Origin of the sequence: Sphingopyxis sp. JAI108 (assembly GCF_013410105.1) — a bacterium.
Taxonomy (GTDB): Bacteria; Pseudomonadota; Alphaproteobacteria; order Sphingomonadales; family Sphingomonadaceae; genus Sphingopyxis; species Sphingopyxis chilensis.
In genome coordinates, this window is the sequence record NZ_JACCCJ010000002.1 from 1 (window position 1) to 21,797 (window position 21,797).

The 21,797-nt window shown below is 66.5% G+C and carries 17 protein-coding genes and 2 tRNA genes; 11 read left to right on the top strand and 8 right to left on the bottom strand.

Annotation, left to right across the window (positions count from 1 at the left end):
- The first annotated feature begins 429 nt into the window (after nt 1-429).
- Nucleotides 430-786, top strand: coding sequence for a superoxide dismutase family protein (locus tag HDC29_RS19270; RefSeq protein ID WP_257018290.1), 357 nt, complete (start codon nt 430-432; stop codon nt 784-786).
- 280 nt (nt 787-1,066) lie between these two features.
- Here the strand turns inward: HDC29_RS19270 and HDC29_RS11005 are convergent.
- From HDC29_RS11005 to HDC29_RS11025, 6 genes are all read right to left on the bottom strand, one after another.
- Nucleotides 1,067-1,141: transfer RNA gene (locus tag HDC29_RS11005), tRNA-Glu, on the bottom strand.
- Nucleotides 1,142-1,192: 51 nt separating this feature from the next.
- Nucleotides 1,193-1,268 (bottom strand) — tRNA-Glu (locus tag HDC29_RS11010).
- A 103-nt stretch (nt 1,269-1,371) separates the two neighbouring features.
- Nucleotides 1,372-3,138, bottom strand: coding sequence for a single-stranded-DNA-specific exonuclease RecJ (gene recJ / locus HDC29_RS11015; protein ID WP_179497491.1), 1,767 nt, complete (start codon nt 3,136-3,138; stop codon nt 1,372-1,374).
- Nucleotides 3,135-4,649 carry a PH domain-containing protein gene (locus HDC29_RS11020; protein WP_326913899.1) on the bottom strand — a complete coding sequence of 505 codons (1,515 nt, stop codon included), beginning with the start codon at nt 4,647-4,649 and terminating at the stop codon, nt 3,135-3,137. The genes recJ and HDC29_RS11020 overlap by 4 nt, the downstream gene beginning before the upstream one ends.
- Nucleotides 4,646-5,176, bottom strand: coding sequence for a PH domain-containing protein (locus HDC29_RS19275; protein ID WP_257018242.1), 531 nt, complete (start codon nt 5,174-5,176; stop codon nt 4,646-4,648). Before HDC29_RS19275 ends, HDC29_RS11020 begins: the two co-directional genes overlap by 4 nt.
- A gap of 25 nt (nt 5,177-5,201) precedes the next feature.
- Entirely contained in the window at nt 5,202-7,163 is a 1,962-nt protein-coding gene (locus tag HDC29_RS11025; protein ID WP_179497493.1) for an alkyl/aryl-sulfatase, read from the bottom strand.
- Between the two features lie 66 nt (nt 7,164-7,229).
- Between HDC29_RS11025 and HDC29_RS11030 the strand changes: the two genes are divergently transcribed.
- The 6 genes from HDC29_RS11030 (at nt 7,230) to HDC29_RS11055 (ending at nt 18,023) form a co-directional block, all read left to right on the top strand.
- Nucleotides 7,230-7,715, top strand: a complete 486-nt coding sequence (locus tag HDC29_RS11030) for a flavodoxin family protein (RefSeq protein ID WP_179497495.1) — start codon at nt 7,230-7,232, stop codon at nt 7,713-7,715.
- A gap of 69 nt (nt 7,716-7,784) precedes the next feature.
- A complete protein-coding gene (locus HDC29_RS11035; protein WP_179497497.1) occupies nt 7,785-10,202 on the top strand; it encodes a ligase-associated DNA damage response DEXH box helicase in 2,418 nt (805 codons plus the stop codon).
- A 77-nt stretch (nt 10,203-10,279) separates the two neighbouring features.
- Nucleotides 10,280-11,317, top strand: a complete 1,038-nt coding sequence (locus HDC29_RS11040) for an aspartyl protease family protein (RefSeq protein WP_179497499.1) — start codon at nt 10,280-10,282, stop codon at nt 11,315-11,317.
- A 55-nt stretch (nt 11,318-11,372) separates the two neighbouring features.
- Nucleotides 11,373-12,095, top strand: a complete 723-nt coding sequence (gene pdeM, locus HDC29_RS11045; RefSeq protein WP_179497501.1) for a ligase-associated DNA damage response endonuclease PdeM — start codon at nt 11,373-11,375, stop codon at nt 12,093-12,095.
- Nucleotides 12,096-12,248: 153 nt separating this feature from the next.
- Nucleotides 12,249-15,053: a TonB-dependent receptor gene (locus tag HDC29_RS11050; protein WP_179497503.1), complete on the top strand. Its 2,805-nt coding sequence runs from the start codon at nt 12,249-12,251 to the stop codon at nt 15,051-15,053.
- 240 nt (nt 15,054-15,293) lie between these two features.
- Nucleotides 15,294-18,023, top strand: a complete 2,730-nt coding sequence (locus HDC29_RS11055; protein ID WP_179497505.1) for a TonB-dependent receptor — start codon at nt 15,294-15,296, stop codon at nt 18,021-18,023.
- Nucleotides 18,024-18,264: 241 nt separating this feature from the next.
- Here HDC29_RS11055 and HDC29_RS11060 read toward each other — a convergent pair whose 3' ends face one another.
- Nucleotides 18,265-18,627, bottom strand: a complete 363-nt coding sequence (locus HDC29_RS11060) for a response regulator (protein ID WP_179497507.1) — start codon at nt 18,625-18,627, stop codon at nt 18,265-18,267.
- Nucleotides 18,628-18,714: 87 nt separating this feature from the next.
- On the opposite strand from HDC29_RS11060, the gene HDC29_RS11065 reads away from it, so the two are divergent.
- From HDC29_RS11065 to HDC29_RS11080, 4 genes are read left to right on the top strand one after another with little or no spacing between them, the layout of a single operon-like run.
- Nucleotides 18,715-18,978 (top strand): DUF3572 family protein, encoded by a 264-nt coding sequence (locus HDC29_RS11065; protein ID WP_179497509.1) that lies wholly within the window; start codon nt 18,715-18,717, stop codon nt 18,976-18,978.
- Nucleotides 18,975-19,616 carry an HAD family hydrolase gene (locus tag HDC29_RS11070; protein ID WP_179497511.1) on the top strand — a complete coding sequence of 214 codons (642 nt, stop codon included), beginning with the start codon at nt 18,975-18,977 and terminating at the stop codon, nt 19,614-19,616. The genes HDC29_RS11065 and HDC29_RS11070 overlap by 4 nt, the downstream gene beginning before the upstream one ends.
- 13 nt (nt 19,617-19,629) lie before the next feature.
- Complete coding sequence (locus HDC29_RS11075) at nt 19,630-20,094, top strand: RidA family protein (RefSeq protein WP_179497513.1); 465 nt, start codon at nt 19,630-19,632, stop codon at nt 20,092-20,094.
- A gap of 8 nt (nt 20,095-20,102) precedes the next feature.
- A complete protein-coding gene (locus tag HDC29_RS11080) occupies nt 20,103-21,254 on the top strand; it encodes a GNAT family N-acetyltransferase (protein WP_179497515.1) in 1,152 nt (383 codons plus the stop codon).
- A 102-nt stretch (nt 21,255-21,356) separates the two neighbouring features.
- On the opposite strand, the gene HDC29_RS11085 is transcribed toward HDC29_RS11080, so the two are convergent.
- Complete coding sequence (locus HDC29_RS11085) at nt 21,357-21,671, bottom strand: hypothetical protein (protein WP_179497517.1); 315 nt, start codon at nt 21,669-21,671, stop codon at nt 21,357-21,359.
- Nucleotides 21,672-21,797 lie beyond the last annotated feature (126 nt).

Consider the following 21,797-nt stretch of genomic DNA (forward strand, 5'->3'; position numbering starts at 1 on the left):
GGGTCTGCCTGCGGCAGCCCGCGTTCAATCAGGTGCGGCGATCGCTGGGCCGCTTTACATCGAGGCTAGCACCAATCCGCGCAGCGGTTCGTGCAACGGCCAGTCCCTGCGGCGAGAGCGGGCCAGGTCTCCTCTGTCACCCACTCTAGGGAACATTGGCGGCATTCAATGGTTGGCTTTGCATGATCACCGACAAGGGAACTCAAGATGAAGAAGCTATGTTGGACCGCGACCGCCATTCCTTTCCTCTTGGCTGGCTGCAATGCGCCGGACGCATCGACGCCGCCAGCCGATGAGAATGCGCCAGCCGCCGAAGCGGTAACCAATGCAGGGGAGACGCCGGCAGCAGAGAGGGCCGCAGCGGATCTCAAGACAGCGGACGGCGCGGCGGCAGGCAAGGCCACAGCGGCCACCATCAATGGCCGCGTCATGTTGACTTTGCAGGTCCAAGGGCTTCCGCCCGGCCAGCATGGCGCGCATGTTCACATGACAGGCAAATGTGATGCGCCCAAATTCGAGAGCGCCGGCGGCCATTGGAATCCCGCCGACGCCCAGCACGGGCTCGACGCGCCCGCCGGACAACATGCCGGCGACATGCCCAATCTCGTTGTCGATGACAATGGCCGCGGGACCCTCGAATATGAACTAAAGGGTGCCACCTTCGCGGGTTTGATGGACGACGACGGATCGGCGATGGTTGTTCATGCGTCCGCGGACGATCAAAAGACCGACCCTTCGGGCAATAGCGGCGACCGCATTGCTTGCGGAATATTCAAGTCAGGCTAGGCGCCGAGTGGTGGGCCGACATGGCTCGGCGAGATAGGGCTATTTCGTTAGCGGTTCTCTCACTCTAGAACAGGAAAAGAGCCAAGAGCATTGCACAACCCGATGCACCTAACCCGCCGACAAACAACGGCGGGGGGACGGCGCGTGCAGAGAATGATTTCTCCGCCGCGCGAATCGTCCGCGGAATGCAGCCGACCTGTTTCATCCATCTCTTGAGAGACGAAGTTTCGGTCCCCTGGGATATGTGATAGCCGGCCGGTGCACCTCTGAGAGAGGATTTTGGTGACCCCTACGGGAATCGAACCCGTGTTTCAGCCGTGAGAGGGCCGCGTCCTGACCGCTAGACGAAGGGGCCTTGAGGGTCGGATGTTCCGGGAAAGTGCGGGCCGACCGCCCGCTGAACCGATGGTGACCCCTACGGGACTCGAACCCGTGTTTTCGCCGTGAAAGGGCGACGTCCTAGACCGCTAGACGAAGGGGCCGTCTGATCGGTGAGCGGGCGCCTTAGACGGGCGCTAGAGCGCGGTCAAGCGTGGGGCGCCCGCCCCGCGCAAAAATATTGCGCCGCACCCTGCGACCCGGTCGCTAGTCGGCCCACGCGGCATCCTCGAGATGGAGTTCCGCGGCGGGGCGGCTGCCCCAATCATCGCGTTTTGCGCGGCCCGCGAGCCACAATTTGCGCCCGCGCGCGTGGAGCAGCGCCTGCCCCAGTTCGGTTTCGGCGCTGCGGAATGCGACCGCCTTGAAGCGCGCGCCATCGTCGCCCGCGACGATGAGGCGGACATGGTCGGTACCGACGATGCCCGATTCGACGATTCGCACCGGCCCCGTCGCGACGCGCGGCGCGGGCCAGCCCGCGCCATAGGGCCCCGCGCTTTCGATCGCGTCGCACCACAGCGGATTGATGCCGCGCGGCGCGAGCACCGCGTCGATCAGCAGCGACTTGTCGCCGCTCGCCCGCTCGACATCGGCGGCGAGGCGGTCGTTGAGGAAGGCACCGAGCGCATCGACCTTGCCGGCGGCGACCGTGAGGCCCGCCGCCATCGCATGGCCCCCGCCCGCGACGAGCAGGCCGCTTTCCTTCGCGGCGAGGATCGCGGCGCCGAGATCGACCCCGCTGATCGAGCGCCCCGATCCCTTGCCGGTGCCATCCTCGTCCACCGCGATAACGATGGCCGGGCGATGCAGCCGTTCCTTGAGACGCCCGGCGACGATACCAATCACGCCAGGGTGCCAACCCTGTCCGGCGACGATCGCGACCGGCGCATTGCCGCACGCCGCGCTCGCCTCGATCGCCTGTTCGAGAACCGCGGCCTCGATCGCGCGCCGCTCCTCGTTCAGCCGGTTGAGTTCGAGCGCGATTTCGGCGGCTTCCTGCGGGTCCGACGTGGTGAGCAGCCGCACGCCGAGGTCGGACTTTCCGACGCGCCCGCCGGCGTTGATCCGCGGACCCAATGCGAAACCCATGTCGCTCGCGCTCGGCGGCTTGGTCAGCCGCGCGGCGTCCATCAGCGCGGCGAGGCCGACATTGCCGCGCCGCGCCATCACCTTCAGACCTTGCGTCACCAGCGCGCGGTTGAAGCCGGTCAGCCGCGCGACGTCGGCGACGGTGCCGAGCGCGACGAGGTCGAGCAGCTCGATCAGCGCGGGCTCGTCGCGGTTCGCGAAAAAGCCGCGCATCCGCAAGGTGCGGAGCAGCGCGGCGCCGAGCAGGAAGGCGACCCCCACCGCGGCGAGATTGCCATGGATCGCCGCATCGGCGTCCTCGTCGAGCCGGTTGGGATTTACGAGCGCGAGCGCCGCGGGCAGCGTCGTCGCGCATTGGTGATGATCGACGACGATCACCTCGACCCCCGCCGCCTTGGCCTCGGCGATCGCGTCGAATGCCTGCGCGCCGCAGTCGACCGTGACAACGAGCTTCGACCCCGCCTCGCCGATCTTGACGAGAGCCGCGCCCGAAGGGCCGTAGCCTTCCATCAGACGGTCGGGGATATAGGCGCCGACGGGCAGGCCGAGCCCGCGCAGCAGCCGCACGAGCAGCGCCGCCGAGGTTGCGCCGTCGACATCGTAATCGCCGAAGATCGTCACCGCTTCCTGCCGCTCGACCGCATCGGCGAGCCGCGCGGCGGCGGCGTCCATGTCGCGGAACAGCGACGGGTCGGGCATGAAGCCGCGCAGGGTCGGCGCGCGCTGGCGGTCGAGGTCGTCGCGCGTTACCCCGCGCGCGAGCAGCAATTGCGTAACGAGGTCGTCGGGGGCGAGGTTTTCGGCGGCCATGTCGGCGCTTGCGCGCCGCCAATGCCATGGTTGGCCGATGATCGAACGCGTGATGCCGAGGGCTGCGTCGCTCATCGGCGTGCCTTCGCTGCGAGGATACGGTGCCGCAATTCGCGCGCGGTCGCCGCCGGGATCGCCGGGATTTCGTGCGTGGCAAGCGAGCTGCCGCCCGGCACGCCGAAAACGAGCGTCGCAAGGCCAAGCGGGCGGAGGATGAAGTCGCTCTTGAGATCGACGCTCTGCACCGATGCGTGCGGCAGCAGCGTCGTCTTGGGCTTCCACATGCCGCGGCGGATCACGACTTGCTCGCCGAGTTCGGTCCAGCGGTGGAAGCGCGCGCCCAGCAGCGACCCGGTTCCGATCAGGAACCCCGCGACCGGACCGAGCCAGCCAAGCGGCTGTCCGAACGACACCGCGACAAGGCCGCCCGCTGCGGCGCACACCGCGCCGACCAGCCCGCCGAGGGCGACGACTCGGTGGCTATGCTGCCATGTCGCGTCCATGCCCGGCCGCGCGATCAGTATCTCGTCCAGCACCGGGTCGATCTCGTCCAGCTTGCCGAAAGGGACGACCTGATGGTCGCGTTCTTTCTCGCCGTCGCTCGCGAGGCTCTGCAGCCGCAATTCGTGCCAGCCGAAGCGGCGGCGGAACCAGCCGGTGATGAGAATCGCCGCCTGCACGCGCTTGACCGGCACCGCCACGTCGGTTCGCGTCGTGAGGCCGCGGGTGCGGCGCAGCGCGCGCGGCTCGCGCGTCAGACGGAAATCCCAGTTGGCGAAAAACATGGTCGCGATCCCGCTCGCGAAACCGATGAGGAGCAGCGACAGGACGCCGCCGGCCGCGGCGACCCAGCGATGCGCGAGCAGCCATTGGTCGAGGCCATAATCCTCCGCAATGTCGATCCAGTCCATCGGGTTGAAGATGTTGAAATCGAACGGAAACAAACCGTCGAAAAACTGCATCGCGGCGCCGACCACGGCCAGCGCGGCGAGCGAGAAGTTGAACAGTCCCGCGGTCAGCAGCCGGCTCGGCCCCATGGCGAAGAGCAACCGGTCCTCCTGCGCAGGCGCGGCGGCGGGCGCGCCGGCCGCCGCCTCCGCCATCATCTCGCCGCTGCGATGCGCGCGGATCGTCGTGCGCAGCACCTGTGCGGCATCGAGCGCGATCGCATTGAGGCTCGCGTCATTCTCCTTGCCTCCCGCGCCGGTTTCGAAACCGACCTTGGCGATGCCCAGCGCGCGCGAGACCAGCCCCTGTTCGATGCTGACGTCCTGGATCCGGTCGAAGGGAATGGTGCGGTGCTGGCGCGCAAGGACGCCGCTTTCGATCACCACTTCGTCGTCGCCGACGAGGAAGCGAAAGCGCAGCCATTGGAACCACGCGGCGAGTAGCGAGATCAGGAGGAAAGCGCCGACCGCCGGGACGATCCATATCCAGTTGCCCGTAAAGCCGAGCGCGGCGACCGCAGGCAGAACGTTGAGCGATTTCGGGCCGAGCGCCGCGACCGCGAGCGCCAGCGTCGCAGGGTGCAGCCGCTGCCAGCGGGCCTCGCCCTCCGGCGCGGCGATGGCGGCGGCGTCGTTCACGCGAAGTCGGTCTGGATATGGCGGCGGATCGTCTCGCGCATTGCCGCGGCGAGGTCGCTGGGCAATCCCGGCAGCGTGACCGTGCTGTTGTGCGTACCCGAGGTGTGGACGATCAGGTGTGACAGGCCGAACCAGCGTTCGATCGGGCCCTGTCCGACGTCGATATGCTGGACGCGCACGAAGGGCACGATCGTGTCGGTGCGGAACAGCCAGCCGCGCGCGACGCGCAGCTGCCCTTCGCCGATCTTGTAACCCCAGCGCGACACACGCCTCGACGGGAAACTGACGATCGTGACGGCCGCAATCAGCCAGGCCAGCGCGGTGATCAACCCGTAGGGCCCCTCGATATGACGGATCAGCAGCGCGTCGAAGACGCTCGCGCCGATTGCGAGGGGGATCAGGTTGAGCGCGGTCGCGATGCGCAGCACCTTTGCATAGGCCGGATCGACCGCGTGCAATCCCTCGACGGCGTTGATCGCCTCGGCGTCAAGGGGATCGGTCGGATGCGCAGCGGGCGTGTCGGTCATGTTACTCCGTTAGCGTCTTATATGACTATGGCACAACCACATTGAAGCGCGGATCGGCCGGCGGATGGAGCGCGAACCACGACAGGAAAGCTTGTCTGTCGCCGTCGATACGAATCGCGCCCGACTGGATCAGCGCGGGAAATTGCGCGCGCCCCATCATCGCCTCGTCGAGGATATTGCGGTCGATCGTGATCGTCGCGGTCGGGGCCGGGTCGGTGACGCCGTAACGCGGGAATTCGACCCCGCCGCCGACGACGACCGATACCGTCTCCTGGCTGTCGGGCAGGACGAACTGGAAAATGCCCTTGACCGCGCTCCCCTTCGCAGCGTCGAAGCGCGTCGCGAGCGCGTCGAAGAAGACGCCGGTGGGGATGGCGCTCACAAAGCTGCGGCTCTGGCCATTGCCGGTCGCTGCCTCGACCGCGTTGCCGCGCAGGCTGGCCGCCCCGGCGAGATAGTAATTCCGCCACGCCCCCGATTCGGCCTGATAGCCGAGCTGGTCATAGGCAGAGGCGAGCGCCGCGCGCGCGTCCCTGTTATCGGGCTCGGCAAAAACCAGCTTGTTCAAAAGCTCGGCCGCCCAGCGATAATCGCCCGCCTTCAGCGCCTCGCGCCCCGCCGCGAGCAGCTTGTCGGCTCCGCCCGCGAGCGCGACATATTTGGGCGCCGATTGCTCGGGCGGCAACGGGTTGAAGTTCGCCGGATTGCCGTCCCACCAGCCGAAATAGCGCTGATAGGTCGCCTTCATGTCGTGGTTGAGTGTGCCATAATAGCCGCGCGTCGAAAAATCGGCCGCCTGCACCGGCGCCTCGGCGGTCTGGTCGGCGAGTTCGTGCAGCGTCGCACCGCGATTCGCGAGGAAAAGCGTGCGGTCGTGAACATAGCGATAGGCATCGCGCTGGTTCGCCAGCAGCGCGCTCACCTCGCCCGCGCCCCATGTGGGCCAATGGTGCGACGCCATCGCGACCTCGGCCTTGCCGCCCCATTTGAGCAGCATCGCGTCGATCACCTTCGACCAGCGCAGCGCGTCGCGCACCTGCGCCCCGCGCAAGGTCAGGATATTGTGCAGATTGTGGGTGACGACCTCGGTCGTGTGCAGCGCGGTATAGGCGGGGATGTAGAAAACAAACTCCGACGGTGCCTCGGTGCCGCCCGCGTCGAGGAAGTCGAAGACCAGCCCGTCGATCGTCAGCGTGCCGCCCTTCTCATCGACGCTTTCGGTCGGTTCCATATAGCCGATCGTCCCCGACGACAGCTTCGGCCCCAGTCCGGTGTCGACCTGACCCTTCGGCCCCGGCGGCACGATGGCGCCGAACATATAGAGCGCGCGCCGCCCCATCGCGCCACCCGCGAGGACATTTTCCGACGTCGCTTCTTCCGAAAAGCCGTGCGGCGCGATGATGCGGATTTTCTCTGCCTCGACCTGCCCGGGCGTCACGACCCCTCCGACGCCGCCGAAATGATCGCTGTGGCTATGCGAAAAAATCACCGCCTTGATCGGCCGCTTGCCCGATTTCGCTTCGATCGTGTCCGTGAACAACTTCCATCCGGCGGCCGCCGTCTCTTCGGACAAGAGCGGATCGACGACGATCCAGCCGGTCTTGCCGCGGATGATCGTCATGACCGAGAGATCATAGCCGCGGATTTGCCAGATTTTGCCCGGCACCACCTCAAACAGCCCGTGGACCCTGTTGAGCCGCGCCTGCCGCCAGAGCGACGGATTGACCGTATCGGGAGCCTCCTTGACGTCGAGGAAGGCATAGGGGCGCCGATCCCACACGACCTTGCCGTCGGCCGCCTGGATCAGTCCGCCGGGAATCTCGGCAATCTTGCCGCGCGTCGCATTGGCCTCGTCGCGCGGGTCATCAAGCGGCAGGCGCTTCGCCAGTTCGGCCTGCGCGGTCCGCGTAGCGTCGCTCGCGGCGTCCTGGGCGGTTACGGTAAAGGGCAGGCAGCCAGCAAGCAGCAGGGCGGTCAGTCGGCGCATCTTCTCTCTCCCCCAATGTTTCGGGGCAGCTTGCGCCGCACCCTTCTGCTTGGCAAGCATCGCCGCATGACCGATGCACCGTTCCTGCTGATCGTCTGGCACAGCCGCACCGGCGGCAGCGAGGCGCTCGCCCGCGCCGCTGCCGAAGGCGCCGCGACGGCACGGCTGGTCGCGGCGAGCGACGTCACCCCGGGCGATCTGCTTGCGGCGGGCGGCTATCTCTTCATCGGTCCCGAAAATCTCGCCGCGCTGTCGGGCGCGATGAAGGAGATGTTCGACCGCTGCTATTACCCCTGCCTCGGCAAGCTCGAGGGCCGCCCCTATGCGACGATCATCTGCGCCGGGTCCGACGGCGAGAATGCCCAGCGCCAGCTCGACCGCGTCGCCACCGGCTGGCGGCTCAAGCGCGTCGCCGAGCCGGTGATCGTCAATACGGCGGCGCAGACCCCCGAAGCCATCCTCGCGCCGAAAACCATCGCGCCGGACCGCTTGGCCGAAGCGCGCGACATCGGCGCCGCGCTCGCGGAAGGGCTTGCCGCCGGCATCTTCTGAAAATCCCGTCCGGCGCGGTAGGGGTCTGAAGCTCTTGCCCCCGTCCGCGCGCCGCGCCACATCTCTGTCATGCCGCTCCCCGCTCCCTTCGCCGATTGGTTCGCCGCGCGCGGGTGGCGGCTGCGGCGGCATCAGGCCGATATGCTCGGCGCGGGCGAAAGGGGCGAGCATGCCCTGCTGGTCGCGGCGACGGGGGCGGGCAAGACATTGTCGGGGTTTCTGCCGAGCCTCGTCGACCTCGCGCAGCACCCGTCGGACCGGCTCCACACGCTCTATGTGTCGCCGCTGAAAGCCCTCGCCGCCGACGTCGAGCGCAACCTCCTCGGCCCGATCGCCGAAATGGAACTCGGCATCAGCGTCGAAAGCCGCAGCGGCGATACATCGTCGGACAGGAAGGCGCGCCAGCGCAGCCGGCCGCCGAACATCCTGCTGACGACGCCCGAATCGCTGTCGCTGCTGCTGTCCTATCCCGACAGCTTCACCATGTTCGCGCATTTGAAGACGGTGGTGATCGACGAGATCCACGCCTTTGCGCCGGGCAAGCGCGGCGATTTGCTGAGCCTCGCGATGGCACGGCTCCAGACGATTGCACCGGGGCTGCGCCGCGTCGGCCTGTCGGCGACGATCGCCGATCCGGTGCAATATGCCGGCTGGCTCGCGCCCGATGCCGATGCCGGCACGGTAACGCTCGTCGAGGGCGAGGCGGGCGCCGAGCCCGACATTGAGATATTGCTCCCCGAAGGCGCGGTGCCGTGGGCGGGGCATTCGGGGCGGTGGGCGGTGCATCAGGTGATGGAGGTCATCGCCAAGAACCGCACGACGATCATCTTCTGCAACACGCGCGGGCTTGCCGAGCTGATCTTTCAGGAATTGTGGAAGGTCAACGACCTGTCGCTGCCGATCGCGATCCATCACGGCAGCCTCGATCGCGAGGCGCGCCAACGGGCCGAAGCGGCGATGGCCGAAGGGCGGCTGCGCGCGCTCGTCGCGACCGCGAGCCTCGACCTGGGGCTCGACTGGGGCGACGTCGACTGCGTGATCCAGATGGGGGCGCCCAAGGGAAGCTCACGGCTGCTGCAGCGTATCGGGCGCGCCAACCACCGGCTCGACGAACCGAGCCGGGCGCTGATCGTGCCCGGAAACCGCTTCGAATATCTGGAAGCGCAGGCCGCATTGGACGCCGTGGGCGCGGGCGAGCGCGACGCCGACCGCTTCCGGCCCGGCGCGCTCGACGTGCTCGCGCAACATGTGATGGCGCTCGCCTGCGCGGCGCCGTTCGACGAGGGCGAGCTGCTCGCCGAGATCCGCACCGCGGCGTCCTACCGCTGGATCGACGCCCCGACCTTCGCGCGGCTTCTGGGTTTCGTGCGCGATGGTGGCTACGCACTCAAAAGCTACGACCGTTTCCGCCGCCTCGCCCCTGACGGGCCGGGACGCTGGCGCATCGCACACCCCCGGTTGGCTGCCCAGCACCGGCTCAACGCCGGGATCATCGTCGAAGCGCCGATGGCCGACGTGCGCTTCAGGAACGGCCGGCGTCTCGGCAAGGTCGAGGAATATTTCGCGAGCACGCTGACCCCCGGCGACACCTTCGCCTTCGCCGGCCTCAGCCTAGAGGTCGAGGCCATCCGCGACACCGATCTGATCGTGCGCGCGACGACGCGTCCCGCACGCATCCCGAGCTATATGGGCGCACGGCTCGCGATATCGACTCGGCTGGCCGACCGGGTGCGGACCTTCCTCGCCGATCCCGCAAGCTGGCAGCGGTTTCCCGAAGATGTGCGCTTCTGGCTCGAGATGCAGGCGCTGCGCTCGGCGCTGCCGCGACCGGGCGAGCTGCTCGTCGAGACCTTCCCGCACGAAGGCCATCACTATCTCGTCTGCTATCCGTTCGAGGGATGGAACGCGCACCAGTCGCTCGGCATGCTGATCACCAAGAGGATGGAACGCGCCGGGCTGCAGCCGCTCGGTTTCGTCGCTTCCGACTATGCGATCGCGATCTGGTCGCTGCGTCCCGTCACGCACCCTCAAAATCTGTTCGACTCCGAGATATTGTCAGAAGAATTCGTCGAATGGGTCGAGCGATCGCACCTGTTGAAACGCGCGTTCCGCGAGGTCGCGGTGATCGGCGGGCTGATCGAGCGCCAGCATCCGGGCAAACGCAAGACGGGCAAGCAGGTGACCTTTTCGACCGACCTGATCTTTGACGTCCTCCGCAAATATGAGCCCGACCACCTGCTCCTCGAAGCCGCCTGGGCCGACGCGCGCGAGCGGCTGACCGATGTCGCGCGGCTCGGCGACCTGCTCGACCGCGCCGCGGGGACGATGCTGCATCAAAAGCTCGACCGGATCAGCCCGCTCGCCATCCCCGTGCTGGTGCTGATCGGGCGCGAGAATGTCGCGGCGTCCGACCTCGACGACATGCTGCTCGGCGAACTGGCTGACGCATTGGCGGAACAGGCGATGCACGTTGACCCGCATCAATAGGACGTCCGGCGGCGCATCGCTTGCCGCAACGGCCGCACAGGCGTAGACTGGCGCAAGATATAATGAGGATGCCAGCGATGACCCATGCAACCAGGTGGTCCGTCCCATTGACGCTGCTGCTCGCCGCTCCCGCGCTGACCGCCGCGACGCCCGCGCCGAACGATCCCGCACCCGCGCCTGCCGCGACGCCGGTGCCGCCGGGCGAGCTGATCGCCCCGCCGGTCACGGTCGTTCCCTTCGTCCAGCCTTTCGACCTCGACGCGACACGGCGCATGTCGGTGAAGGTCATGGTCGGCGGCGAAGGCCCTTTTTCCTTCCTCGTCGATACCGGCGCCGAGCGCACGGTGATCGCGCGCGAGCTTGCCGAACGGCTGGCCCTGGTCGAAGGCGGCAAGCTCAAGCTCGCGACGATCGGCGGATCGGCGGTGGTGCCAAGCTTCCGCGTCGCCGCGCTGCGGATGTCCGACCTGCACCTCGCACCGGTCGATGCCCCCGCCTTTTTCGGCCGGCACATCGGCGCTGCGGGGCTGATCGGCGTCGACATGCTCGAGGAGCGACGGGTGCTGATCGATTTCCGCAAGGAGACGATGGAGATATTGGAAACGCGCAAGCGCGCGCGCCCGATCATCCGCGACGATGATGCGATCGTCGTCACCGCGCGCAATTCGGCGGGGCGGCTGATCCTGTCCGACGCGCGGCTCGACGGCAAGCGCATCGATGTCATCGTCGATACCGGCGCCCAGACCAGCGTCGGCAATCTCGCGCTGCAGAAACTCGTCGCCGCGAAGCGCGCGAACCGCCTGCCCTTCCTGCCGACCACGCTCGGTGCGGTGACCGGCGAGGCGGTCCCGGCGGTGCGCACCGCGATCCGGCGCATCGTGATCAACGGCATGGACGTCAATGATCTGCCGGTGAGCTTTGCCGACAGCCAGGCGTTCCGCGCGCTGGGTCTTGTCGAGCGACCGGCGCTGCTGCTGGGCATGGACAGCCTGTCGCTGTTCGACCGCGTCGAAATCGATTTTCCGAACAAGCGTGTCGTTTTCGACCTGCCCGAAGGCGCCAGCCGCGACATGGGGCGGCGCTTTGCCGCCAATGGCCTCCGCGTCGGCGGTTAGCGCCGGGACATGATGGGCGCTTGCGGCGGAGCGGCGGCGCCTCCATAGCAGCGCCATGTCTGCCGCGCCGACCTTTGCCTTTGCGGACCAGCAGTTCGAGATGCTGGCCGACCGGGCGCTGTTCTGGCCGCGTCACGGCGCGCTGATCGTCGCCGACCTGCATCTGGAAAAGGCGAGCTGGTATGCGGCATTAGGGCAACCGCTGCCCCCTTACGACAGCCATGACACGCTCGACCGGCTCGCCGCGCTCGTCGCCCAGACCGGCGCGCGCGCGATCTGGTGCCTTGGCGACAGCTTCCACGACCGCCGTGCCGCCGAACGTATAGTCCCCGCGGTGGCCGATCGATTGGCGCGGCAGGCGGCATCGGCACGGCTGCTGTGGATCGCCGGCAATCACGACGGGCTCTCCGGCGGCGCGTGGGGCGGCGAGGTCGCCGACGAACTCGCCGTCGACGGCATCGTCTTTCGCCACCAGAGCCTGACGAACGAGACGCGGCCCGAAATCTCGGGGCATTTCCACCCAAAATTGCGACTCAACGTGCGCGGCCGCCCGATTTCCCGCCCCTGCTTCGCGGGCGACGCGCGGCGGCTGATTCTGCCGGCTTTCGGCAGCCTGACCGGCGGATTGGCCGCCGATGACCCGGTCATCGCCGAAAATTTCGACGGTCCCTATCAGGCGATGCTCGTCGCAGGCGGACGACGGCTCGGCTTCCCCTGCCCCGGACCGGCGCGCGATGACGCTACGGCAAGCCGCCTCCTTCGGCAGGCGCGGACCTAAGTCCCGCCGAACAGGCGCTTTTTCCGCCTGTGGCCGAAAAGCATCACCTCTTCAAAAACGACGCAAATACGCCCCTCCGGCTGGATCGGGGGCGCAATTGAGTTATGCTCCCCCCGCAACAAAAATAATGAAATGTTGAGAGGAGTGCCCGATATGAAATCATCTTCCCTTCGTGCTGCCCGTTTTCTCCGCACCAGCGCGCTCGGCGTCTCGATCGCCATGGCGGCGGTCGCGGCCCCGGCCTTCGCGCAGGACGCACCGGCCGATGCGGCCGCGGATGCCGCGACCGACGACAGCGACGATACGCCGATCATCGTCACCGCGCAGGGGCGTTCGCAGCTCTTGTCCGACGTGCCGGTCGCGATTTCGGCGGTGAGCGCCGAAACGCTGCAGAACAGCGGCGCGAACGACATTCGCCAGCTGAACCAGGTCGCGCCGTCGCTGCTCGTTTCGTCGACGGGTTCGGAAGCCAATGGCTCGGCACGCATCCGCGGCATCGGCACCGTCGGCGACAACCCCGGCCTCGAAAGCTCGGTTCCGGTCTTCATCGACGGCGTCTATCGTTCGCGTTCGGGCATCGGCCTCAACGAACTCGGCGAACTCGACCGCATCGAAGTGCAGCGCGGCCCGCAGGGCACGCTCGGCGGCCGCAACTCGTCGGCGGGCCTGATCAGCATCTATTCGAAAAAGCCTGATTTCCAGTTCGGCGCCACCGGTGAAATCACCTATGGCAATTATGATTACTGGCGTCTGGGCGGCAGCGTCACCGGCCCGATCACCGACACGCTCGCCGCACGCCTCGACGGCGTGTGGGTCAAGCGCGACGGCTTTTATAACGACACCGCGAACAACCGCGACGTGAACAACCGCGATCGCTATTTTCTGCGCGGCCAATTGCTGTTCGAGCCGACTGACGCGCTGTCGGTCCGGCTGATTGCCGATTATACCTCTCGCGACGAGGAATGCTGCGCCGCCACCTATGTCGGCCCGTCGGTCAATCCCTATATCGGCAACCTCAACAACCCCGGGGTTCCCGCCAGCGATACCACGAACAACATCGTCCAGGTGCTGGCCGATCTCGGCCAGTCGCTTTCGGCGTTCGACCAGGGCTATAGCCGCGACATCTCGGTCACGCCGGGACGCAGCTTCGCCGGCAAGACGAAGGATTACGGCTTCTCGGGCCAGATCGACTATGATTTTGGCGGCGCGACGCTGACCTCGATCACCGCGTACCGCGAATATCGGTCGAGCCAGGCGGGCGACGTCGATTATGGCACCGTCGATATCCTCTATCGCGCGCCCGACGCCGACGCTTATCGCCAGTTCCACACCTTCACGCAGGAATTGCGCCTGCAGGGCGAAGCGTTCGACGGCAAGCTCGACTGGCTCGTCGGCGGATTCTACGCCAATGAAAAGCTGCGCGTGCGCGACAACCTCCGCTTCGGAGAAGATTACGGCCGTTTCGCGACGTGCCGCATCATCTCCGGCGGCGGCCTTGCCGGTCTCTACTCGCCGGCCAGCCCCTTGTGCGTCTTCCCCGGCGTCGGGCCGGCGACGATCGCCGGCGCATCGGGTGCTTCGGGGCCCGACATCCTCGCGGCGTTCAATGCGCTCGACGGGCTCAGCGATCTTGGCAGCATCAACGACGTCTATCGTCAGGATGGCGAGAATTGGGCGTTGTTCACGCACAATATCTTCCACATCACCGACAAGCTCGATTTCACCTTCGGGCTCCGCTACACCAACGACAAGAAGAAATTCTCGGCGAGCTTCACCAACGACAACACGGTCTGCACCACCGTGCAGGGGCTGGTGCTCGACGATCTTTCGAGCACGAACGCCACGGCGCGCGCGCTCGCGGGCGCGCTCATCGGCCTCAGCTGTCAGGGCAATTCGACCGCCGAACTCAATGGTGTGTCGATCAACGACAAGCGGAGCGAGGACGAGTTCACCGGCACGGCGATCCTGTCGTACAAGCCGGTCGACGACCTGATGGTCTATGCGAGCTATTCGCGCGGCTACAAGGCGGGCGGCTTCAACCTCGACCGGTCGGCGCTGAAATCGCCGATCCTGCCCTTCGCGGCGGCGGGCGGGGCGCAGGCGCTGGTCGGCGCGCTGCAGTTCGACCCCGAAACGGTGAACAGCTATGAAATCGGCGCCAAATATTCGACCGGACCGTTCGGCCTCGGCCTGACGCTCTTCCGGTCGGATTTCTCGAGCTTCCAGCTCAACACGTTCAACGGCACGGTCTTCCTCGTCCAGAACATCAACGGCTGCGACAGCGACCTCGCCGGCGGCGACCGCGACCAGAGCAAGTTCACCGGCGCGCCGAACTATAACGCCGCGGCGGCGACGACCGGCGCCTGCCCCACCGATGACGTCAGCCACGGCGTCCGGTCGCAGGGCTTCGAACTCGAAGCCTCGCTCGTTCCGGCGCGCAGCTTCCGCATGACCGCCGGCCTGACCTATGCGAAAACCAAATATCGCGGTCAGCTGGTCGGCAATGATTCGGGCGCGCCGCTCGATCAGGCGCTGCGCCTGCTGCCTGGCAACAATCTGTCGAACGCGCCCGAACTGGTCGCGACCGGCAGCATTGCCTGGACCCCCGACATCGGCAGCAGCGGGCTGACCGGCCTCGTCTATGTCGATGGCCGCATGACCAGCGACTATAACACCGGGTCGGACCTGTTCCCGCAGAAGGGACAGGATGGTTATGCACTGTTCAACGCCCGCCTCGGCGTGCGCGGTCCCGACGAGAAATGGGGCATCGAACTCTGGGCGCAGAATATCTTCAACAAGCAATATGCCCAGGTCGCCTTCAACTCGCCGTTCCAGGAAGGCGGCACCTCGGCCAGCGCCGCCTTTGCCGACCCGCAATATCCGGGCGGCCGCCAGATTTTCTCGCAGTTCCTTGCCGAACCGCGGACCTATGGCGTGACACTGCGCGGCAAGTTCTGATCGCGCACGATCACCTGAATTTCCCGGGGGCGGAGCCGATGGCTTCGCCCCCTTTTCTTTATCCAGACCCGTCAACCCGTCATATCTGACAGCTGTGGCACAAAAGCCGCGCGTTTCGCAGAATGACGTTACGGCAGAGGTCACGCGCTGGCATGGCGCGCGCAAGTCGTGATACGCCTGCGCCATAAACAAAACCGCTCTCCCCGCGCCGACGACAGATTGCGAGAGGAGGGTCATTTCATGAAAAAACGTCGCCGCCTTACCACCGGCTTGCTGCGCGCCAGCGCCGTCGGCCTGCCGCTTTCGCTCGGCCTCGCCGCCGCGCCCGCCATGGCGCAGGATGCCGCGGGCGCCGAACCCGACGACAGCATGATCATCGTCACCGCGACGCGCCGCAGCGAGGCGCTGTCCGACGTGCCCATCGCGGTCTCCGCGGTCACCGGCGATACGCTCGAAAAAACGGGCGCGACCGACGTGCGTGCGCTGGGGCAGGTCGCGCCGTCGCTGCTCGTGTCGGGCGCGACGAGCGAGGTCAATTTCACCGCGCGCATCCGCGGCATCGGCACGGTCGGCGAGAATCCGGGCCTCGAATCCTCGGTCGGCCTGTTCATCGACGGCGTCTATCGCAGCCGGACGGGGGTCGGCCTGTCCGAACTCGGCGATATCGAACGCGTCGAGGTGCTGCGCGGTCCGCAGGGCACACTCTTCGGCCGCAACTCGACCGCGGGGTTGATCAACATCGTCACCAAGGGGCCCGAACTCGGCCGGTTCGCCGGCAAGGGGTCGCTATCATATGGCAATTATGATTATTGGCGTGTCGACGGCATGATCAACGCGCCGCTGGGCGACAAGGCGGCGGTGCGCGTCGACGGCGTCTGGCAGCGGCGCGACGGCTTCATCGACAATGCGACCGCCGGCGAGCCCGACATCAACGACCGCGATCGCTGGCTGGCCAAGGGCCAGCTGCTGCTCGAGCCCGCCGAGAATATCACGCTGCGGCTGATTGCCGACTATTCGAAGCGCAACGAGAATTGCTGCGGCGGCGTGCTGCTGAACCCCGTGCGCAACCTGACGCGCGGTCCCGACGGCTTCCCGGTGGCGTCGCCCAACACGCTGCTGCCGCTGCTCCAGTTCCTCGGCGCCAACCATCAGGTTCCACCCGCGGGCGACAGTTTCGTCCGCCGCCAGTCGACGACCCCGGGCGTCACCTATCGGTCGGACACCAAGGATTGGGGTGTGTCGGGCGAACTCGACTGGGATTTCGGCGGCGCGACGCTGACCTCGATCACCGCCTATCGCGACTACAGGAATGCACAGGGCCAGGACGCCGATTTCAACACGCTCGACATATTGCGGCGCACCGACCTCGACCGCCGGTTCCGGCTGTTCACGCAGGAACTCAGGCTTCAGGGCGAAGCGTTCGACGGGCGGCTCGACTGGCTCGTCGGCGGCTATTATGCGAACGAGAAACTCGATGTCGACGATGATATCGTCTATGGCGCCGACTATCAGCGCTATGCCAATTGCCTTGCGGCGGCGGCGCTCGCGCCTGCCCTCATCAACCCCGCCTCGGCGACCTGTTCGAACCTGCCCGCGGCGAGCTTTCCCGGCTTTCAGGGCATCGCCGCGCTACTCGGTGCCGCACCGCTGAATGGCACGGGCAACAATGACTCGACCTTTGCGCAGCGCAGCACCAACTATGCGATCTTTACGCATAACAGCTTCGATATCGTCGAGGATACGCTGACGTTCACCGTCGGCGCGCGCTACACCCACGAAAAGAAGACCCTGGCGGGGGACGCCAATTTCACCAACACCTTGTGCCCCGCGATCGTCAACTCGCCGCTACAGGCGCTCGCGAGCCTCGCCTGCGTGATCAACGGCACCGCGCCGGACATCGTCCGCGGCGCGCCGGGGACGAAGTTCAGCGAGGGCCAGTGGACGGGGACCGCGGTGCTGAGCTGGAAGCCCGCGCCCGAATGGCTGATCTATGCCTCGGCATCGAAGGGTTACAAGGCCGGCGGCTTCAACCTCGACTATTCGGCGCTCGACCGGCCGTGCAGCACCACTGCGGGGTCCGACGCGCAGGATGCGGCCTGCGTCGCGGCGCTCGCGCGGCCCGCGAACACGTCCGGCAACGCGCGGCCCGAAGCGAGCGACCTGCAATTCGCGAGCGAAAAGGTCGACGCCTATGAACTTGGGCTGAAATGGGACGGTCCGGGGATCGACGTCAATCTCGCGGCCTTTTATCAGGGCTATAGTAATTACCAGCTCAACACCTTCAACGGCGTCAATTTCGAGGTCACCAATATCCAGGCGTGCAAGGACGACCTGGGGACCGGGCCGACCGACAACAGCGCCGCGACCGGCGCCTGCGCATCCGACCGGCTGAAACCCGGCGTCGTCGCCAAGGGGTTCGAGATCGAGACCTTCCTGCGTCCCGCGCGCCATCTGTCGGTCAACATGGGGCTCACCTATGTCGACACCCTCTATCGCCGCAACCTTGTCGGCACCGGCGGGCGGGCGCTGTCGCCCGTCCTGTTCCAGCTACCCGGCCGCGGCGTGTCGAACGCCGCCAAATATGTGGCGACCGCTGGGATCAGCTGGACGCCGCCGATCGGCGGCAGCGGGCTGAGCGCGCTCGTCTATTTCGACACGCGCCTCCAGAGCGACACCAACACCGGGTCGGATCTCGACGTCGAAAAGGTCCAGGACGGCTTCGCGGTCTTCAACGGCCGGATCGGCCTCTATGGCCGCGATCGCCGCTGGGGAATCGAGCTGTGGGGGCAGAATCTGTTCAACAAGCAATATTATCAGATCGGCGCCGACATGCCGTTGCAGGGCAGCGGCTCGTTCCGCTCGGTCGCCGCGCCCGCAGCGCTGGGCTTCCCGGCGACCGCAAACCAGTTGTTCGTCGGCTTCCCCGGCGAACCGCGCACCTATGGCGTGACCTTGCGCGGCCAGTTCTGACGGGCTCTCCCCCTCCCCGAAGGCGGGAGGGCGTAGGGAGGGCCTGCCGCGGCCGGGCACTGTCGCGACAGGCCCTTTCCTTTTTAGGGGACAGGGGAAGGCATTGGGGTGGGAAGCGGGCACACCAAATATTCGTCATTCCCGCGAAAGCGGGAACCCGGTGTGGGATCAACTTACGCACGCGATGGGTCCCCGCTTTCGCGGGGTTGACGACGTAGGAACTATGCGTCCGAAACCGGCGCTAGGCGAACGCGCCGACGCTTTCGATGAATTTGATCACCGAAATCGGTTTCGAGACATAGGCTTCGGCGCCCGCAGTGCGGATCTGCTCCTCGTCGCCTTTGCCCGCATAGGCGGTCACCGCCATGATCGGCACCGCGCGCAGCGTCAGGTCGGCCTTCATCTGCCCGATCAGTTCGAGCCCGCTGACATGCGGCAACTGGATATCCATGATGATCAGGTCAGGCGAAATCTCGCGCGCCTTTGCCAGCGCGTCGCGCCCGTCGCGCACCGGATGCGCGCTATAGCCGTGGGCGTTCAGGAGATCGCAGAAGAGGCGCAGGTTGAGTTCATTATCCTCGACGACCAGGATGGTCTTGCCCATGTGCGTTCCGTTCCCCACCTTGCGTGCGCGGCCCGTTTAGGCGAATCGGCCGCACGACACAATTGCATCGCGACGAAGGGATCGGGCTTGCTTGAGGATGATGCGGCGCTGGCGCTCCATGCGCTCGGCTGGATATTGAGCGACGAGCCGCGCGCCGAGCGGCTGCTCGCGCTCACCGGGCTCGCGCCCGCCGAGCTGCGCGCTTCACTCGGCGAACGGGCGACGCTCGCGGCGATCCTCTCATTCCTCACCGCCCACGAAAACGACCTTGTCGCCTGCGCCGATGCGTTGCAGGTGCCGCCTGCCCGCCTTGCCGCTGCGGCCCAACGACTTGAAGGAACGACTGCATGAACCGCCCGCTCGTCATCACCGATTGCGACGAGGTGCTGATGCACATGGTCGTGCCCTTTGCCGAATGGGTCGATGCCGAACATGGCGTGATCTTCCGCATCGAGGATGCGAGCTTTGCCAATGCACTCAAGCGCAAGGAGTGCGGCACGCCGCTCGAAGCGGCTGAAGTGTGGCCGCTGCTCGACGGCTTCTTCCGCACCGAAATGACGCGGCAATATCCGATCGCGGGTGCCTTGACGGCAATGGCGGCGATCGGCGCCGAGGCCGATATCGTCGTCCTCACCAATGTCGGCCCCGAGCATCAGCAGGCGCGGATCGACCAGCTCGCACTCCACGATTTCCGCGCGCCCGTCATCGGCAGCCGCGGCGGCAAGGGTGGGCCGGTGCGTCGCCTGATCGACGAGTATCGGCCTTCGGTTGCGGTTTTCATCGACGACCTTGCCGGCCATCACCAGTCGGTTGCGGAGACCGCGCCCGACGTGTGGCGGCTCCACCTGGTCGGCGAGCCAGCGATCGCGGGCCAGATCGCACCGGCGCAATACGCCCATGCGCGAATCGACGATTGGAAAGAGGCGCAGCGCTGGATATTGGCGCGCCTCGCCGAAAATATCCCCGCCCCGGCCTCCGAGCCGGTTTAAGAAGGAACCTCCCATGGATATCGCCGCCAAGATCGCCGAACTCGGCCTCGAGCTGCCCAAGCCCGCCGCCCCGGTCGCCGCCTATGTACCCGTCGTCGAGCAGGGCGGGATGCTTTATGTCAGCGGCCAATTGCCCTTCCGTGATGGGCAGGTGGTCACCGGCCGCCTCGGCGACGATATGGACATTGCCGGCGGGCAGGATGCAGCGCAGCGCGTCGCACTGATGCTCGTCGCGCAGATCGGGCAGGCGCTCGGCGGCGATTGGTCGCGCGTCGAGCGCGTCGTCAAGCTCGGCGTTTTCGTCAACAGCGCGCCAAGCTTCACCGATCAGGCGAAGGTCGCGAACGGCGCATCGGAACTTTTCGAAACGCTGTTCGGCGACGCGGGCCGCCATGCGCGCGCCGCAGTCGGCGTCGCGGTGCTACCGCTCGGCGCGGCGGTCGAGGCCGACGCGATCGTTGCGGTGAAGCCAGCTTAAGGACGCCGGTGGCCGAAGCCGACCCACCCTCACGGACGATTTCGCTCGGTACGGGCGTCGCCGCAATCGATGCGGCGACGTGGGACGCGCTACACGACGGCCGCAATCCCTTCGTCGGCCATGCCTTCCTTTCGTTGCTCGAGGAATCGGGCAGCGTGGGGCCGGGCACCGGCTGGCAGGCCGCACCCTTGCTGATCGAGGATGCGGCCGGCGCGCTCGTCGCCGCCGCGCCCGCCTATCTGAAATCGCACAGCCAGGGCGAATATGTCTTCGACCATGCGTGGGCCGATGCGTGGGCGCGCGCCGGGGGCGATTATTATCCGAAGCTTCAGATTGCGGCACCCTTCACCCCCGTCCCGGGGCCGCGCTTGCTGGCGAAAGACAGCGCCGACGCGCTGCTGCTGCTCCGCGCGGCCGAGGCGGTGGTGCGGCAGAACGGCTTGTCATCGGCGCATGCGACCTTCGTCGCCCCCGAACAGATGCCGCTGTTCGAGGAGGCCGGCTGGCTCGTCCGCCGCGATATCCAGTTCCATTTCGCGAATAGCGGCTATGCCAGCTTCGACGATTTCCTTGGCACGTTGAATTCGCAGAAGCGCAAGCAATTGCGCAAGGAAAGGCTCCGTGCCGTCGAAGGTTTGCGCATCGAGGAACTGACGGGAGCGGCGATCCGTCCCGAGCATTGGGACGCGATGTGGCTATTCTATCAGGATACCGGCGCGCGCAAATGGGGGCATCCGTACCTCACGCGCGACGCTTTCGACCTGATGGGCGCGGCGATGGCGGAGAAGATCATCCTGCTCATCGCCTATGATGCGGAGGAGCGGCCGGTCGCCGGCGCGTTGCACTTCCTGGGCGCCGACACACTTTATGGCCGCTATTGGGGATGCTTGGCCGAGATCCCGTATCTGCATTTCGAGCTATGCTATTATCGCGCGATCGACATCGCGATCGCACGCGGGCTTTCGCGGGTCGAAGCGGGTGCACAGGGCGGGCACAAGCTTGCCCGCGGCTATGGCCCGGTCGCGACCTGGTCGGCGCATTTCATCGCCGATCCCGGCTTTCGCCGCGCGGTCGCGGACTATCTGCAACAGGAGCGACAGGCCGAGGCGGTCGAGATGGAATGGCTGGAGGGACACACACCCTTCAAGCGGAAGGGCTGACTTTGCCCTTGTCGTCGCCCCGGACTTGATCCGGGGTCGAGGCTTTGTAGCCGGATGGATGCCGGATCAAGTCCGGCATGACGAGGTCGAAGCGCAGAAAACTTACGCCGCGAACCGCCGGGCGGCGGGACGGCGGGCCGTCTCGTCGAGCCAGGCGCGCGCCTGGCGCTGCGCTTCGGCGATTTCGCCCTGCGACATTTCGCCCGACACATCGGCGCGGCACTGCTGGCCTTCGATATTGCCGCCGAGCGCGGCAAGGTTGAACCATTTATGCGCCTGGATCAGGTCGACATCGACCCCGCCCGATCCGGTCGAAAACGCGATACCCAGATCGAAATAGGCATTGGCATCGCCGCGCGCGGCGTCGAGCAAGCGGCTCTCGATCAGATATTGGGCAGACTTCAGACTGTTCGCCATGATAACCCCCTTTACCTCCACCCCACATGGAGACCTCGGGGTCAAATTTGCGGTTTATGGTCAACAAAGCGTTAACGGTGACGTCGTTTTTTGTGGGCATCGTCCAAGATCGTCGGAAACCTCGGG